General features: G+C 74.3%; 12 protein-coding genes. 2 read left to right on the top strand and 10 right to left on the bottom strand.

From position 1 onward, the window contains the following. On the bottom strand, nt 1–1007 hold a 1007-nt coding region (locus AB0M16_RS35620), incomplete at its 3' end, for an adenosylhomocysteinase (RefSeq protein ID WP_365350587.1). Between the two features lie 425 nt (nt 1008–1432). On the opposite strand from AB0M16_RS35620, the gene lepB reads away from it, so the two are divergent. After that, complete coding sequence (gene lepB, locus AB0M16_RS35625; protein ID WP_365350588.1) at nt 1433–2089, top strand: signal peptidase I; 657 nt, start codon at nt 1433–1435, stop codon at nt 2087–2089. Nucleotides 2090–2211: 122 nt separating this feature from the next. On the opposite strand, the gene AB0M16_RS35630 is transcribed toward lepB, so the two are convergent. The 6 genes from AB0M16_RS35630 to AB0M16_RS35655 form a co-directional block, all read right to left on the bottom strand. After that, nucleotides 2212–3147 carry a cation diffusion facilitator family transporter gene (locus AB0M16_RS35630; RefSeq protein ID WP_365350590.1) on the bottom strand — a complete coding sequence of 312 codons (936 nt, stop codon included), beginning with the start codon at nt 3145–3147 and terminating at the stop codon, nt 2212–2214. Nucleotides 3148–3238: 91 nt separating this feature from the next. Beyond that, nucleotides 3239–4390, bottom strand: coding sequence for a mannose-6-phosphate isomerase, class I (manA, locus tag AB0M16_RS35635; RefSeq protein ID WP_365350592.1), 1152 nt, complete (start codon nt 4388–4390; stop codon nt 3239–3241). 382 nt (nt 4391–4772) lie between these two features. Further along, complete coding sequence (locus tag AB0M16_RS35640) at nt 4773–5927, bottom strand: SIS domain-containing protein (protein WP_365350594.1); 1155 nt, start codon at nt 5925–5927, stop codon at nt 4773–4775. Nucleotides 5928–6026: 99 nt separating this feature from the next. Next, nucleotides 6027–6209, bottom strand: coding sequence for a Trm112 family protein (locus tag AB0M16_RS35645; RefSeq protein WP_365350596.1), 183 nt, complete (start codon nt 6207–6209; stop codon nt 6027–6029). Between the two features lie 739 nt (nt 6210–6948). Beyond that, nucleotides 6949–8313, bottom strand: coding sequence for a phosphomannomutase/phosphoglucomutase (locus AB0M16_RS35650; RefSeq protein ID WP_365350598.1), 1365 nt, complete (start codon nt 8311–8313; stop codon nt 6949–6951). 97 nt (nt 8314–8410) lie between these two features. Beyond that, entirely contained in the window at nt 8411–8842 is a 432-nt protein-coding gene (locus AB0M16_RS35655) for a DUF3499 domain-containing protein (RefSeq protein WP_132919336.1), read from the bottom strand. Between the two features lie 392 nt (nt 8843–9234). Here AB0M16_RS35655 and AB0M16_RS35660 point away from each other — a divergent pair, with 392 nt between their 5' ends. Continuing rightward, nucleotides 9235–9651, top strand: a complete 417-nt coding sequence (locus tag AB0M16_RS35660) for a metallopeptidase family protein (RefSeq protein ID WP_365350622.1) — start codon at nt 9235–9237, stop codon at nt 9649–9651. 405 nt (nt 9652–10056) lie between these two features. Here AB0M16_RS35660 and AB0M16_RS35665 read toward each other — a convergent pair whose 3' ends face one another. From AB0M16_RS35665 to AB0M16_RS35675, 3 genes are all read right to left on the bottom strand, one after another. After that, entirely contained in the window at nt 10057–11589 is a 1533-nt protein-coding gene (locus AB0M16_RS35665; protein WP_365350600.1) for a DUF5719 family protein, read from the bottom strand. Then, nucleotides 11586–15317, bottom strand: coding sequence for a glycosyltransferase family 2 protein (locus AB0M16_RS35670; protein ID WP_365350602.1), 3732 nt, complete (start codon nt 15315–15317; stop codon nt 11586–11588). Before AB0M16_RS35670 ends, AB0M16_RS35665 begins: the two co-directional genes overlap by 4 nt. Nucleotides 15318–15580: 263 nt before the next feature. Further along, nucleotides 15581–15844, bottom strand: a complete 264-nt coding sequence (locus AB0M16_RS35675; protein WP_345487777.1) for a WhiB family transcriptional regulator — start codon at nt 15842–15844, stop codon at nt 15581–15583. Between the last annotated feature and the right edge of the window lie 380 nt (nt 15845–16224).

Raw genomic sequence — 16224 nt, forward strand, 5'->3', positions numbered from 1 at the left:
GTGGCCATGATGATGTCCTTGTTGCCGGTCGTGGTGATGAAGATGTCCGCCGTCTCCACCACGTCGTCCAGCGTCGCGACCTGGTAGCCGTCCATCGCCGCCTGCAGCGCGCAGATCGGGTCGATCTCCGTGACGATGACGCGGGCGCCCTGGCCGCGGAGCGACTCCGCGCAGCCCTTGCCGACGTCGCCGTAGCCGAAGACCACGGCCGTCTTGCCGCCGATGAGGACGTCGGTGGCGCGGTTGATGCCGTCGATGAGGGAGTGGCGGCAGCCGTACTTGTTGTCGAACTTCGACTTCGTCACGGCGTCGTTCACGTTGATCGCCGGGAAGAGAAGGGTGCCGGCCTGCATCATCTCGTAGAGACGGTGGACACCGGTGGTGGTCTCCTCCGTGACGCCGCGGATCTCGGACGCCAGCTGGGTCCACTTCTGCGGGCTCTCGGCGAGGGTCCGGTTGAGGAGCTGGAGGATGTAGCCGTACTCCTCGCTGTCCGCGGTGGACGGGTCCGGGGCGGAGCCGGCCTTCTCGAACTCGACGCCCTTGTGGACGAGGAGGGTGGCGTCACCACCGTCGTCGAGAATCATGTTGGGGCCGCCGGTGGGCGTGTTCGGCCAGGTCAGCGCCTGCTCGGTGCACCACCAGTACTCCTCCAGGGTCTCGCCCTTCCAGGCGAAGACCGGGACGCCCTGCGGGTTCTCCGGGGTGCCGTTCGGGCCGACGGCGATGGCCGCGGCGGCGTGGTCCTGGGTGGAGAAGATGTTGCAGGAGGCCCAGCGGACCTCGGCGCCGAGGGCGACCAGGGTCTCGATGAGGACGGCGGTCTGCACGGTCATGTGCAGCGAGCCGGTGATCCGGGCGCCGGCCAGGGGCTGGGTCTCGGCGTACTCGCGGCGGATCGACATGAGGCCGGGCATCTCGTGCTCGGCGAGGGTGATCTCCTTGCGGCCGAACACGGCCAGGGACAGGTCGGCGACCTTGAAGTCCTGCTTGGCGACAGTCGTCATGACTGGAGCTGCTCCTCGTGGATCGGTTTCGAGGGTCGAGTGGGCACCTGGCACCGCGGCTGTGGGCGACGCGGGCATACGAATGCCCGGGTGCTCCCGCGTGGTGGCGCGGTGCAGTCGTCGGAGGCCCTCTCTCCCTCGGTCGGTCCATGTACGGACCGCCCGACCGCCATCAGCAGCGACGTCTGGCTGGTCACGAATCTACACCGATCGGCGCAGCGGCCCACAGTCCGCCCCGGCGTGAAGATCGACCGGCTCGGGGGGTGGGGCGGGGTCCTGAGTCCTGCCGATCCGGGGCGAGACGGACGCACTGCGCTCCCGGACCCTGGTGGACGCGGACCGGGATCTCCTGGCAGGAGGCGGTGCGGCGGTGCGGTGAACCGCGCCGATAGGGTGCGGGCCGGACTGCCGGGGAGGGCTGAGAGATGAGACCTGGGCGAGGACTGCGGATCGCTGGCGGGGTGCTGCTGGCCTCGGGGGTGCTGCTGCTCGGAGGGGGCCTGGTCCTGCGCGCCGGGTACCCCGCCCACCGGGTCCCCACCGAGTCGATGCGGCCCACCTACGAGCCCGGCGACATGCTCTACGCGGAGCCGGTCGAGCCGGGCGAGGTGCGGCGCGGGGACGTCGTCCTCGTCTCCGTGCCGGAGTGGGGCCTCGGCGAGGGCCTGGCCGTCAAGCGGGTGATCGGCGTCGGCGGCGACCGGGTCAGGGCCGACGACCGGCAGGTGTACGTGAACGGCAGGCCGCTCGCGGAGCCGTACCTCGCCGGGGGCGACCCGGTCGGCGGCGTGGTCTTCGACGTGAGGGTCCCGGAGGGCCGGCTGTTCCTGCTCGGCGACAACCGGGGCAATTCCCTCGACTCCCGATTCCATCAGAACGAGTCCCCCGGCGGGACGGTGCCGGTGGGCGCCGTGCGGGAGCGGGCCACGGACAGTCCCGGGGGCTCGTACGCCGCGCTCGCCGGCGCGGGGACCGGCGTCGTCACGCTGCTCGTCGGGTTCGGCCTGGCTCTGGCCGAATGGCTGACCGGGAGGTCGGCGCGGCGCGCGGGGCGGCCGCCCGCTCCGTACGTCGTCGGCTGACCCGTACGGCCAAGGGCGTGCGGCGAAGGCCCCGGACCTGGTGATCAGGTCCGGGGCCTTCCCATTGTGCTTCGTGCCTTCCTGCCCTCGTGCCCTTACAGCACCGGCAGGTGTCAGGTGTGTCAGGCGTCGTTCGCCCGGGCCGCCTGCTCGCTGTAGATGTCCGGCTCCAGGTAGATGACCCGGGCGATCGGGACCGCCTCGCGGATGCGGGCCTCGGCCGAGTCGATGGCGGCGGCGACCTGGGCGGCGGTGTCGTCGTGCTGGACGGCGACCTTGGCCGCGACGAGGAGCTCCTCCGGGCCGAGGTGGAGCGTGCGCATGTGGATGAGGCGGGTGACGGTCTCGCCGTCGACGATCGCCTCCTCGATCTTCTTCACCTCGTCGGTGCCGGCGGCCTCGCCGAGCAGCAGCGACTTGGTCTCGGCGGCGAGCACGATCGCGATGAGGATCAGCAGGAGGCCGATGCACAGGGTGCCGATGCCGTCCCAGACGCCGTTGCCGGTCAGCAGGGCCAGGCCGACGCCGCCGAGGGCGAGGACGAGACCGACGAGGGCGCCGAAGTCCTCCAGCAGGACGACGGGGAGCTCGGGGGCCTTGGCGCGGCGGACGAAGTCCGTCCAGGACAGGCCGCCGCGCAGCTGGTTCGACTCCTTGATCGCGGTGCGGAAGGAGAAGCTCTCCGCGATGATCGCGAAGACGAGCACGCCGATCGGCCAGTACCAGTCCTCGATCGGGTGCGGGTGCTTGATCTTCTCGTAACCCTCGTAGACGGCGAACATGCCACCGACCGAGAAGAGCACGATCGAGACGAGGAAGGCGTAGATGTACCGCTCGCGGCCGTAGCCGAAGGGGTGCTGCGGGGTCGCCTCGCGCTGGGCCCGCTTGCCGCCGAGGAGGAGCAGGCCCTGGTTGCCGGAGTCGGCGACGGAGTGCACGGACTCCGCGAGCATCGAGGACGAACCGCTGAAGAGGAACGCCACGAACTTGGCTACGGCGATCGCGAGATTGGCGGCCAGCGCCGCCACGATCGCCTTGGTTCCGCCTGACGCGCTCATGGGTCTGTCTGTTCCCTTCGTCGGTGCTCCGGCCCTGTCGACGGCAGCATATTGCCGTTCCTTTGCCGTCGTTCGGCCGGTCATTGTCGCATCAGGCGACGACCGTGGCGCGGAAGAGCGTTCCCGTACCGGACAGTTCGGTCTTTTCGCCCGCCGGCACGAAGACGGACTCGCCCGGCGCCAGGGTCTCGCCGCCCACTCCGGGGCGGCCGGCGGCGGCGAGCAGGATCTGCGGGGTGGGGGCGGTGACATCGGTCGGGGCGGCGCCCTCGGCGCGGACGAAACGGGAGAGCCGGAACTCGTCGATGGGGGTGTCGTAGACCTCCTCGCCCGTCGGGGACGCCTCGGGGCGCAGCACGCCCGCGTCCATGGGCTCGAAGCGGACGACGCGCAGGAGTTCGGGGACGTCGACGTGCTTGGGGGTGAGGCCGCAGCGCAGCACGTTGTCGGAGTTGGCCATGATCTCGACGCCGAGGCCGTCGAGGTAGGCGTGCGGGACGCCGGCGCCCAGGTAGAGGGCCTCACCGGGCTGCAGCGTGACCGGGTTGAGCAGCATGGCGGCGAGCACGCCGGGGTCGCTCGGGTAGTGGTGGGCGATCTGGGCGTACGGGGCGTGCGCGCCGCCGAGGCGGGCCGCGGCGTGCGCCGCCTCGGCGACGGTGTGCGCCATCTCCGTGCGGTCGGCGGTGAGCAGCGCGGTCAGGACCTCGCGCAGGGCGGCCTCTTCGGGGTGGGCGTGGAGGAGGTCGACGTACGGCTTGAGGGAGTCCACGCCGAGCGCCGCCATCGTGTCGGCGGCCTCGGCGGGGTCGCGGAAGCCGCACAGGCCGTGGAACGGGGTGAGGGCGCAGATCAGTTCGGGCTTGTGGTTGGCGTCCTTGTAGTTGCGCCGCGGGTCGTCGAGGGGGATGCCCGCGGCCTCCTCGGCGGCGAACCCGGCGCGCGCCTGGGCGAGATCGGGGTGGACCTGGAGGGAGAGCGGGGCACCGGCGGCGAGCAGCTTGAACAGGAAGGGCAGCCGGGGGCCGAACTTGTCGACGGCGGCCGGGCCGAGTTCGCGTACGGGGTCGGCGGCGATGACCTCGGTGAGGGGACCGCGGGCGGTGCGGGACGGGGCGCCGGGGTGGGCGCCCATCCACATCTCGGCCTGGGGCTCGCCGGTGGGGGCGACGCCGAGCAGCTCCGGGATGGCCGTCGTGGATCCCCAGGCGTAGGGGCGGACGGTGTTGACGAGGCGGTCCATGGGGCTTCCAGCTCTTCTCAGTGCGGTGGGTGCGGTGATGGAGGTGGGGGCGTCAGGGGGCGTCGGGGGCGGGGCCCCCGGGGGAGGCGAGGCGGGAGGCGGGGCGGGGGGGCTGGGGCCGGCGGGGCGGGGGCTGGCGGGAGGCGGGGGGCTGGGGCCGGGGCCGGCGGGGCGGCCCCCGTGGGTTCGGGCCCGGGAGCGTCACAGGTTCCGGGGGCGTCCGGTGTCGCGTTCCGCGGCGGGACCTTCGGGGGCCCGTGTCGGTGCTCGCCGTCCGCGCGAGGCGCGGGCCGCCGGTCGCAGCATGCGCTGTCGCCGCCGAGCCGCCCGGGCCGCGGCGGCGGCGCCCCGGGGCGCGGGAGGCCCGGCGGCTGCCCGTGGGCTACTCCGTCACGTGGCCCGCGGAGGCCAGGGCGAGGTACACGGCGGCGAAGTCGGTCACGGCGATGAGCTCGGCCAGGTTCTCCAGCGCGGTGCCCTCCTCCGGCTCCAGCTCGCTGATGGCGGTGCCGTGGCTCAGGGCGAGTTCACGGGCGGACGGGGCGGCGCTGAGGACGTTGCCCTCGGCGGGGCGGTCGCGCAGGAGGACGACACGGGCGCGCAGTGCCTGCTGCTCGTCGACGCGGTCGCGGAAGAAGTCATCGGGGTCGGCTCCGGCCGCGTAGTCCCCGGCGAGCAGCATGCCGTGGGCGGGCAGCGCCTCCGGGAGGTCCGCGGCGAGCGCCGGCAGGCCGGCCAGCTCGGCGAGGACCGCGGCGAAGCGACGTCCGGCCGGGCCGGCCGCCTCGCCCTCGGTCCAGACGAGCGGCAGGGAGTCGGCCAGCTCGGCGGCGAGGGTCTTGGCCGGGTTGTCGTACGTGGCGATGGCCGGGCCGCAGCGTTCCGCCGTACGGTCCAGGCGGTCGGCGACCTGCTCCAGCGCGTCCGGCGGGGCCTCGACCAGGCCGACGCGGTCCAGCAGGGCGAGCAGCGGCGTGAACAGCGCCCACAGGGCGCCGGGGCTCGCGGCGAGGGTCTCCTCGTGCTCCTCGGCGGTCTCGTGCGGGGCCATCGCCTTCGGTACGACGAGGCCGTGGCCGCTGCGCACCGATTCGGCGAGCGGGGAGTCCTTCGGGGCGACGGCGACGACGGTGACGCCCCGGCGGTACGCCTGCTGGGCGAGGAGCGCGAGGCCCGGCTCGGAGCCGTCGGTCGTCGGGATGAGCAGCAGGTCCAGCGAACCGGCCCAGCCGGGCAGCTCCCAGCGGAGCGCGCCGGCGGCGGGTGCCACGCCGGTGGGCTGGAGGCGGATCACCGGGGACGCCGCGCCCGCGAGGGCGCCGACCAGGTCGGCGACGCCGACGGCGGCGGTGCCGGGACCGGCGACGAGGACGGCGCGGGGGCGGCCGTCGGGGCGGAGCTCCGCGATGCCGGCCTCGGCGGCGTGCCGGGCGGCGGTCCGTACCCGGGCCCCGGCTTCGGCGGCGCCGCGGAGCAGACCGCGGTGGTCGGCGAGGGCGAGGGCTTCCGGTGCGTCGAGGAGCGTCTCGTCGAGCATGGGGCGGGCCTCCGGTCGTCGGAGCGGGGCCGGCCGTCGCGGGCCGGCGGGGTCATCCTCCGGGGGGAGCGCCCCGGAGGGCCTCCCCCCTGGGTCGGGCTACTCGGGGCGGCGCGCCTCGTCGACCAGCAGGACCGGGATGCCGTCGCGGACCGGGTAGGCGAGCCCGCAGTCGGCGGAGGTGCAGACGAGCTCCGGGGTGTCGTCCGCCGTACGGTCGTTCAGCGGGGCGTGACAGGCCGGGCAGGCCAGGATCTCCAGGAGGCCGGCTTCGAGCGGCATGGGCGGTCCCTTCGGACGGTACGGGCGGCGGCGTGCGTACGGTCCGCCTGTCGGTCGATCGGGCGTCTCGTACGGACGGTCTCGGGCCAGGTCAGCCTACCGCCGGGCCGCGGACGGCGCGCCCGACATGGGGCGGGGCGCCGGGGGTTACGTTGCGGGGCTCCCGTGGCGGGGAGGGGGCGGGGGGTGGGCGCGCGGGGGAACGGGGGGCGACGGCGTCGTGGCCGGGCGCCGGCCCGGCCACGGGCGGGCCTGCCGGGTCGACGGCCCCGGCCCCCGGCCTCCGGCGAGCCCACACCTGCTGTACGGCCTTCGGCCCCGGGAGGGTCCGCCGGGTCCGCGCCCCCGGGCCCGCGGCGTCCGTGATCCGTGGTCCGTGGCGTACGGGCGGGGAGCCCGCGCTCGCCAGGAGCTCCGTCCCGTCTGCCCGTCCGTCCCGCCCGTGGTCTCCCCCGGACGAAGTCCCGAGGAGGGACGATTGCCCACGCCGAGCGGGGCGGGCGGCGGCCCCGGTCAGGCGCGGGCCGAAGGCCGACGGGAGCCCGGCGCCCCGGGGCAGGCGCGAGCCGAAGGCCGGCACGGCGCCCCGGGTCAGGCGCGAGCCGAAGGCCGGCACGGCGCCCCGGGCCGGCGCGGGCCGTAGGCCGACGGCAGCACGGCGCCCCGGGCCGGCAGGCTCGGCGCCCGGGTCAGGCGCGAGCCATAGGGCAGACGCGGACCCGGGGCCGGCGGGTGGCGGTCAGGCGCGGATCAGGGTCAGGACCTCGTCGCGGAGGGTCTGCATGGTCCGGGCGTCACGGGCTTCCACGTTCAGGCGGAGGAGGGGTTCCGTGTTGGAGGCGCGGAGGTTGAACCACCAGTCGGCGGACGTGACCGTCAGGCCGTCGAGGGTGTCGAGGGTGACGCCCTCGCGGGACTCGTAGGCGGCCCGCACCGCCGCCAGGCGCGCGTTCTGGTCGGCCACGGTGGAGTTGATCTCGCCGGAGGAGGCGTAGCGGTCGTACGAGGCGACCAGGGCCGAGAGCGGGCCCTCCTGGCCGCCCAGGGCCGCGAGGACGTGGAGCGCGGCGAGCATGCCGGTGTCCGCGTTCCAGAAGTCCTTGAAGTAGTAGTGCGCGGAGTGCTCGCCGCCGAAGATCGCGCCGGTCTTCGCCATCTCCTCCTTGATGAAGGAGTGGCCCACGCGGGTGCGGACGGGCGTGCCGCCGTTCTCGCGGACGACCTCCGGGACGGACCAGGAGGTGATCAGGTTGTGGATGATCGTGCCGCTGCCCCCGTTCCTGGCCAGTTCGCGGGCCGCGACGAGCGCCGTGACGGCGGACGGGGAGACCGGCTCTCCGTTCTCGTCGACGACGAAGCAGCGGTCGGCGTCACCGTCGAAGGCGAGGCCCAGGTCGGCGCCCTCGGCGCGGACGCGCGCCTGGAGGTCGACGATGTTCTTCGGGTCGAGCGGGTTGGCCTCGTGGTTCGGGAAGGTGCCGTCCAGCTCGAAGTACATCGGGACGACGTCCAGCGGCAGCCCGTCGAAGACCGTCGGGACGGTGTGGCCGCCCATGCCGTTGCCCGCGTCGACGACGACCTTCAGGGGGCGGACGGCGGTGAGGTCGACCAGGGACAGCAGGTGGGCCGCGTAGTCCTTCAGCGTCTCGCGCTCCACCAGTCGGCCCGGCGTCGTCGCCGCCTCCGGGGCGCCCTCCTCCTGCCAGCGCTCGACGAGCTCGCGGATCTGCGACAGGCCGGTGTCCTGGCCGACCGGGGCGGCGCCGGCGCGGCACATCTTGATGCCGTTGTACTGGGCCGGGTTGTGCGAGGCGGTGAACATCGCGCCGGGCAGGCCGAGCGCGCCGGAGGCGTAGTACAGCTGGTCGGTCGAGCAGAGACCGATCAGCGTCACGTCGGCGCCGAGCCGGGCCGCACCACGGGCGAACGCGGCGGCGAGGCCGGGCGAAGAGGGGCGCATGTCGTGGCCGATGACGATCGCGTCGGCGTCCACGACCCGCACGAAGGCGGCGCCGAACAGCTCGGCGAGCGCCTCGTCCCACTGATCCGGCACCACCCCGCGGACGTCGTACGCCTTCACGATCTGCGACAGATCAGCAGTCACGGATCAATCCTCCTGAGGTCCCTGAAGTCTCGGCTGCGGGTACGCACGGCTGCGGCGCGCGTACGGAACGCCCAAACTACCCGGGATGGGGGCTTGATCAGTTTTCGGGGGAGCGGAGCACCCGGAGGTGTCCCCGGCGCCCGACCTCCATCGGGTCGCCGCCGCGGCCTCCGCCCTTGCCGCCGGCCTCGGCCGCGCGCTCCTGGGGGCGGGCCGCCTCCCGTACCGCGTTGGCGAGGGCTTCGAGGTCGTCGCCGCTGGGCCGGGCGGGGGCGCTGCCGTCGGAGAGCCGCACGACCTCCCAGCCGCGCGGGGCGGTCAGGCGCTCGCTGTGCTCGGCGCACAGGTCGTAGCAGTGGGGCTCGGCGTAGGTGGCGAGCGGGCCGAGGACCGCAGTCGAGTCGGCATAGACGTACGTCAGTGTCGCGACGGCAGGGCGGCCGCACGCGGTGCGCGAACAGCGACGTACAGGGCTCACGACGTTGGACGGTACCGCACTCTTGAGCGGGCCGCGACGACTCTCCCCCAGGTCACTCCACCGTGTCGCGTTGTGACGTCCGCCACGGACCGGATCCGGTCGCCCGTTCTGACCTGCGGGAGCGGTGCGACACGGGGGCCGGGGCGGTGTGCGATCCGGACAGCGGGAGGGAGAAATCCGGTCAACGACCGCCAGATGGCCGATCCCGGGAGTCTCGGAAATCGAGCTCTTGCCTGGCCGTAATGCTCAACTTCCGACAGCTGGGGGTGCCGCGCACCGGCACGGGCGTTTCCGGAGCCGGGCCGGGAACGGTCCGGGACCGGTCCGGAAGCGGGCCGGAAGCGGCCCGGAACCTCTCCGGGACAGGTCCGGGACGACTCCGCGACCGGTCGTGGACCACCGGAGAGAGTTACGCTGCGTCAGTGACCGACACCACCGACAGCATGGACAGTCCCGCGCCGCGGGTACGGCGGCGCGACCGGCACGGCCGGGGCATGCGGGGGCCGGTCGCCCCGCCGCAGGTCCCGCTGTCCACGAGCCGGGCGGACACCTTCCGCGATCTGGTCCTGGACTCGGTGGAACGGCTCGAGCGGCGCTGGCCGCAGCTGGCGGACGTGGAGTTCCTGGTGATGGAGGTCCCGCCGAGCGTGGCGGGCGAGCCGGTCGTGCCGCTGGGCGGTTCGACCCCGGCGGAGAAGAACGAGCCGGCCCGCGTGGTCGTCTACCGCCGGCCGGTCGAGATCCGCTCGAAGAGCCGTGACGAGCGGGCGCTCCTGGTCCACGAGGTCGTGGTCGAGCAGGTCGCGGACCTCCTCGGCCTCTCCCCCGAGTCCGTCGACCCGCGGTACGGGCAGGACTGACCACCTCAGGGACGCCCCCCTCCGGGACGCCCCACCGCCGCACCACCCGTACGGGCGGCCACACCACCCGAACGGGCGGATGCGCCGTCCGTACGGGGAGGCCCTGCCCTTCCCCCGGCCGCGCGGCGGCAGCCGCCTCTGAGGGCGCCGGGCCGCCCCGGCCGCGCGACCGCATCCGCCCGGGCAGCCCCGCGCCCGCACCACCGCGTACCGAAGCCGCGCGCCGGCCGCCACGGGCCGTCGGGCGGCCACGGGCCGCCCGGCCGTTGGGGTCGTCAGCCGTCGGCTCGTCGATACTTCCAGTCGGCCCCGCCCTCACCGGCGCGCGCCGGGTCGTCGTCCGGCCTCGGCCGTCGACCGTTCGACTGCTCGACCGTTCGACCGCGTCAGTCGGCCGGCACCGCGTCAGTCGTCCAGCACGGACAGGTCCTGCCGCGCCTTCGGCACCTCGACCGTCCCCCGGTCGTCGGCCACGGTCTGGACGGTGAACATGGGGATCCCGTCCTGCGGCAGCTCCAGCATCCGCGCGGCGTGCACGGGGCCGCCCGACAGGTGCTCGACGGTGAGCGCGTAGGAGCCCTTCAGGCCGCCGGGGACCGGTGCCGGGAGGGAGACCGTCGTGCCCGCCTTCACGGTGACGGTCTTGGTGACCTGGGTGCCGCCCTGCGAGCCCGCCGAGGCCGTGATCCGCACCTCGGCGGTGGCGCCGGGGGCGGTCAGGGTGAGGGTGGAGCCCTTGGCGCGGTTGTCGGCGACGGTGCCGCGGCCCTGGACGGCGGCGGTGGCGGGGACGAACGCCACCTCCTGCTGCTCGCCCTTGCCCCGGACCACGCGCAGCGCGGCGACGACCGGTGTGGCCTTCTTCGGGTCGGCCGGGGTCAGGAGCAGTGAGCCGGGCTCGCCGCGGGTGAGCTCCGGCAGGTCGACGGCGGCGGACATGCCGGACTTCACGTGGAGGGCGCCGGCGCTGGCCGGGACGATCGTGCCGGTCGGGGTGACCAGCTGGATCTTCAGGTCGGCGTCGTCGTCGCCGGGCGCGAAGGCCACGAGCCGCACGGAGGTGGCGTCGGCCGGGATGCCGGGCAGGACGGCCGTGCCGGCCGGGTCGGCGGAGGCCGGCAGCCAGTCGCTGCCCAGCTTCTCGTCGGCCGAGCCGACGACGGCGCCGACGCGGCCGCTGCGGGTGGTGACGTGGACGGTGACGTCCTGCTGGGCGGGGTCCGTGGTGAGGGTGGAGAGCAGGACCCGGGCGCTGGAGTGGGCGGGGACGGGAATGCCCTCGGTGATCTGGGTCTTGAGCGCGCCCTCGGGGCCGTAGAGCTCGATGTCGGCGACGGCGGCCGTGTCGTCCGGGTTGGTGAGGTGGACGTAGTCCTGCCGCTGCTTGGCGGTGGACGCGGCCGGGAACCAGAAGTCGGTGTCCGGGGCGGAGCAGCTGAGGCCGAGCAGGCCGCGCGCGCCGCCGGCGGGGACGACGGTGGTCTGCTGGACCGTCCAGCCGGGCGCGAGCGCACCGTTGGCCGAGCCGGTCAGGGCGGGCGCGGTCGGGCCGTGCGCCTCTGCGATGACCGGGGTGCCGGGCTGGGTGACCGTCGCGGGGGCCTTGGGCGGCTTGGCGTTCTTGGCGGGGGCCTCGCCGGGGGCGACGGCCGCCGCGGCGGGCGTCAGCTCGGCCTTCGCGTCGCCCCGGGACTCGCCGCCGGCCTTCGCCGTGCCCTGCGCGGGCGTCCCCTTCGGGGTGTACGAGGTGTACGCGGTCTCGGCGAGCTCCGAGGAGCTGGGCGTCGGGCAGAGCAGGCTGGAGCGCTCTACCGGGAGCGGCACGGCGGCCTTGGTCTCCGGCCGGGTGGTGCCGTCGGGCGCGGTCAGGGCGGCGACGCCGGTGACGGCGGCGAGGGTGGTGGCGACCGCGATCAGAGAGAGGGTGGTGCGCTTCACTGGTTGCTGCTCCCGTCGGGTCGCTGCTGCTCGTAGCCGTACGGGTCGTAGGTCTGCTGCCCGTAGCCGTTGGGGTCGTAGCCGTTCCCGTCGTACCCGTTCGGGTCGTAGCCGTTCCCGTCGTACCCGTTCGGGTCGTACCCGTTCGGGTCGTAGCCGTTCCCGTCGTGGCCGTTCCCGTCGTGGCCGTTGCTCGCCTCGTAGGCGTTCTGCTGCGCGTACGGGTCGTACTGCTGCTGCGCGTACTGCTGGGCGTCGTACTGCTGCTGCGCGTACGGGTCGTAGGTGTACTGCTCCTGGTAGTAGCCCTGCTGCCGGCCGGCGTACTGGCCGTCCCACTCGGGCTGCTGCTCGTACGCGGGCTGCTCCGGCAGGGGGGCGGGTGCGGGCTCGGTGGTCTGCTGCGCCTCGGGTTCCGCCGGCGCCTGCTCGACCGCGACCGCGGCGGCGGCCGCGGCCTGGGCCTCCGCCTCCGCCTCCGCGGCGGCGCGCAGCCGCCGGGCACGGCGGCCGTCGCCCTCCATGGCCTGGGCGGGGATGGCGACCTCCTCGTCGGGCAGGTCGTCGTCGATGTCGCGGCGGCGGCCGGGCAGGGCGAGGACGAGCAGGACGACGCCCAGGAAGACCTGGGTCCAGATCCACACCGTGTGGGTGAACGGCTCCTCGAAGGTGAGGTCGAGGCGGCCTGCTTCGGCGGGCAGGGTGAAGCCCTGGGCCCAGCCGTCCACGGTGGTGGGTTCGAGCTTCTCGCCGTCGAGGGTGGCGGTCCAGCCGGCGTCGGCGCGGTCGGCGATGCGCAGGACGCGGCCGGCGGGTCCGGCCGGGACGTCGGCGTGGGCCTCGACGGGGCCTGCTGCGACGGTGACGGGCTTGCTGTCCGGGGTGGCCGCGGTGTTCTTGCCGCCGCCCGGCACGATCGTGATGCGGGCGACCTCGCGGTCGACCCGCCACAGGGCGCTGCCGTCGAGCTGGCTGAGCCGGGACAGGCCCGGGGTGGCGTCGAGGACGCGGCTCATCGAGCGCGGCGCGCCGTCCCGGACGAGGACGTAGCGGATCGCGAAGCCGCTGAGCTCCTGGGTCTGGTCGGCGCCGGAGCCGGCCACGAGGTGGGCGACGACCTGGTCGAGCCGGGGGTCGCTGCCGCCGGTGACGGCGAGTTCGGCGTCGCCGAGGCGCCCGCCGGAGCCGCGGACCAGGGTGTAGGACACCTCGCCGGGCGAGCTTCCGCCGAGGACGAGGGTGCGGGCCTGGTCGCGGGTGCCGCTCTCCTCGGCGACGAAGGCGGGGACCTGGACCGGGTCGCGGCGGGTGAGCGGGCCGTCGGCGCCGCCGATCATCCAGCCGGCCGCGGCGACGACGGGGCCGAGGGCGCAGGCGAGCGCGATGAGCGCGGCGACGGGCTGGCGCCAGCCGAAGCCGTGGGCGGCGACGCGGGTGCGGCCGCCCTCGGCGCCGATCATGCCCGCGGCGATCAGGGCCGCACCGTAGACGAGGGTGGCGGGGCCGGCCCAGCCGGTGCCGCCGGCGCCGTTGGTGAGGACGGCGAAGAGGAGTCCGCCGAGGGCGGCGGCCCAGGCGGCGCGGACGGCGAGGACGCGCTCCTCGCGCAGCAGGCCAGCGAGTCCGGCGAGCAGCAGGCCGATGAGGACGAGCCCGCCGGTGGCGCCGGGACCGCCGGGGCTGGTGCCGAGCAGGTCGAGGGCGGAGGCGGTGCCGGTCCGGATGTCGAGGCCGGCCTCCCGCAGCAGCGTGGACGGGCTGGTCAGGAGGGACAGCGACCAGGGGGCCAGGACGAGCAGCGGGGTGCCGACGGCGGCGAGGAAGCGCAGCCCGTAGGCGGTGATGTCGTCGCGGCGCAGCACGAGCACGCCGATGCCGAGGAGGACGGCGAGCGGCCAGACGACCGGCGTGAAGGCCGTCGCGAAGGTGAGGAGGAAGGTGTACGCCCAGGTGGCGCGCCAGCTGCCGCGTTCGCCGGCGGGCCGGTCGAGGCCGTGGGCCGCGACGGCGGCGCGGGCGAGCAGCGGCAGCAGGACGGCGAGGACGGCGCTGCCGAGCCGGCCGGTCGCGAGGGCGCCGGTGGCGGCGGGCAGGAACGCGTACGCGACGGCGGCCCAGGCCCGCAGGAGCCGGGACTCGACGATGTCGCGGGAGGCGAGGTACGCGGTGAAGCCGGCCAGCGGGACCGAGCAGACGAGCAGCAGGGTCAGCGCGAAGGAGGTCGAGCCGAGGAAGAGCGCGGACAGCGCGGCCAGGACGGCGAGGTAGGGCGGGGCGGTCTGGGTGCCGCCGCTGCCGATGGCGTGCCAGCCGTCGGCGTACCGCGACCAGAGCTCGGAGACGGTGTCGGGGGCGGGCAGCAGCGCGCCGCCGGCGAGGGATCCGCCGCCGAAGAGGTTGCGGCAGGCGACGACGGAGACGACGAGGAGGAGCACGAAGAGGACCGGCCCGGGCTTGCGGGCGATCTTCTTCAGGCGGGCGAACTGCTCGATCTCCAGGTAGTCGGCGTCGTCGCCGCCGGGTCCGGACTCGACGGCGCCGTGCCGGGAGCCCGCGTCGGCGTCGGAGCCGCCGAAGTGGGAGGCGAACTGCTCGGCGGCGGCCCGGATCGTGGCGCCGGGGGCGGGGAAGAGCGGGCGGAGTTCGCTCGCGGGGACGGGCGGGTTCTTGCGCCGCTTGCGGGCGGCGAGGATCTTCTCGGGCCGCAGGAGGGTGGCGAGCAGACCCATGATCTCGTCGACGGCCTGACCGGGCGCCTTGCCGACGAGGTAGCCGAGGGTGCGCAGGACGGTCCCGACGAGGAGCCGGAGGAAGACGTAGGGCAGGGCGCGGCCGCGGGTGTTGGCGAGCAGCGTGTAGACGGCGCCGGCCTTGTCCACGCGGTGCGGGTTGGCCGCCGAGCGGCCGGCGCAGTCGACGGTGCGGCGTTCGCGGGCGGAGGCCTCGGCGTGGCGCAGCACGGCGTCGGGGGCGACGAGGACGCGGTGGCCGGCGGCGTGGGCTCGCCAGCACAGGTCGACGTCGTCGCGCATCAGGGGCAGTCGGCGGTCGAAGCCGCCGAGCTCCTCGAAGACGTCTCGGCGGACGAGCATGCCGGCGCTGGAGACGGAGAGGACGGAGCGGATCTGGTCGTGCTGGCCCTGGTCCTGCTCGCGGCGGTCGAGTCCGGTCCAGCGGCGGCCGCTGCGGGCGATCGAGACGCCGGCTTCGAGGAGCTGCTTCCTGTCGTACCAGCCGCGCAGCTTGGGGCCGATGACGGCGGCGTACGCGTCGGAGTCGGCGACGCGCAGGAGTTCGGCGAGCGCGCCGGGCTCGGGGGCGCAGTCGTCGTGGAGCAGCCAGAGCCACTGGACGGGCTCGCCGTGCGGGAGTTCGGGCAGGTCGTAGTTCTCGTCCTGCCAGGTGCGGGTGACCGGGTCCCAGCCGCTGGGCCGCTTCAGATAGGGGAGTTCCTCGGGTCCGAGGACGGGCGCGGTGCGCGCGGCCTCCTCGACGGCGGCGCCGAATCCGGTGCGGCGGGCGAGGTGGAGGACGCGGTCGGGCCCGATCGCGTCGGCGAGCAGCCGCGCGGAGTCGTCGGCGCTGCCGGTGTCGGCGGCGACCACGTTCTGTACGGGGCGCTCCTGGGCGAGCAGCCCGGCGAGGGCGTCCGGCAGCCAGCGGGCGCCGTCGTGGGCGACGAGCACGGCGGTGACGACGTGTCGCGGAAACTCAGGGGTTGAGGACATCGAGCTACGGGCCCTCCGGCCGGGGGGGCGCCCCGCGAGGGGCGTGGGTGCGTCTCGGACGGAGGCCCACACTAACGGCAGACAAGGAGGGGCGGCGCGCAGTGCCTCGATGAGGGGCGGTGGTCGGGCGCCGGGAGGTACGAGAACGGTCCGCCGCCTGTGGATGGAGCACAGGGTGCGGACCGTTCGTTGTGTGCGGGTGTGCGCGGTTTGCCGCGCGGGCGGGCGGATGGGTCCGGCGGATGGCCGGATTCGTTCCTCCGTCAGACGGCGGCCTTCTTGAGGCGGCGGCGCTCACGCTCGGACAGACCGCCCCAGATGCCGAAGCGCTCGTCGTTCTGCAGCGCGTACTCGAGGCACTCGGAGCGGACCTCGCAGGCGAGGCAGACCTTTTTCGCCTCGCGGGTCGAGCCGCCCTTCTCGGGGAAGAAGGACTCGGGGTCGGTCTGGGCGCACAGTGCGCGCTCCTGCCAGCCGAGTTCCTCGCCCGCGTCCTCGACCAGCAGTTCCTGGAACAACTCGGTCATGTGCGCCCCTCGTCCGTCTTTTTTGCGTCCCCGTGGTGTTGTCGTCCCGGATCGATGCCGGCCGAACGACACGAGTGAAATTACAAGTTCGTGCTCTGTGCGAGTCAAGCCGAGATCTGCTATTGGGCCCCGTATTCACTCTGCGGCACCAAGCGTATGCGGAAAGTGTTCAAATCACCAAAAACCGTGACACATGCCGCTGGCCTGACCGCTTCGCCGCGCCTTCATGAAGAAGGACGCCCCAAACTTGGATCTTGTTGCGATCCGGCCAAGGAAGCGATCCGGATCACAGTCTGATCACGGGACCCCCACCGCGTTTACGGCGCCGGATGTTGCGCCATGTGTCCCGGCCCGGCGGTGCACAAACCTTTCTCCGCACG

It is taken from the genome of Streptomyces sp. NPDC051921 (assembly GCF_040680975.1).
GTDB lineage: Bacteria > Actinomycetota > Actinomycetes > Streptomycetales > Streptomycetaceae > Streptomyces.

Coding starts and splice junctions, on each gene's coding strand:
- AB0M16_RS35630 (WP_365350590.1), bottom strand. CDS start 3,147: ATGAGCGCGTCAGGCGGAACCAAGGCGATCGTGGCGGCGCTGGCCGCC.
- lepB (WP_365350588.1), top strand. CDS start 1,433: ATGAGACCTGGGCGAGGACTGCGGATCGCTGGCGGGGTGCTGCTGGCC.
- AB0M16_RS35645 (WP_365350596.1), bottom strand. CDS start 6,209: ATGCCGCTCGAAGCCGGCCTCCTGGAGATCCTGGCCTGCCCGGCCTGT.
- manA (WP_365350592.1), bottom strand. CDS start 4,390: ATGGACCGCCTCGTCAACACCGTCCGCCCCTACGCCTGGGGATCCACG.
- AB0M16_RS35660 (WP_365350622.1), top strand. CDS start 9,235: ATGGACAGTCCCGCGCCGCGGGTACGGCGGCGCGACCGGCACGGCCGG.
- AB0M16_RS35640 (WP_365350594.1), bottom strand. CDS start 5,927: ATGCTCGACGAGACGCTCCTCGACGCACCGGAAGCCCTCGCCCTCGCC.
- AB0M16_RS35670 (WP_365350602.1), bottom strand. CDS start 15,317: ATGTCCTCAACCCCTGAGTTTCCGCGACACGTCGTCACCGCCGTGCTC.
- AB0M16_RS35675 (WP_345487777.1), bottom strand. CDS start 15,844: ATGACCGAGTTGTTCCAGGAACTGCTGGTCGAGGACGCGGGCGAGGAA.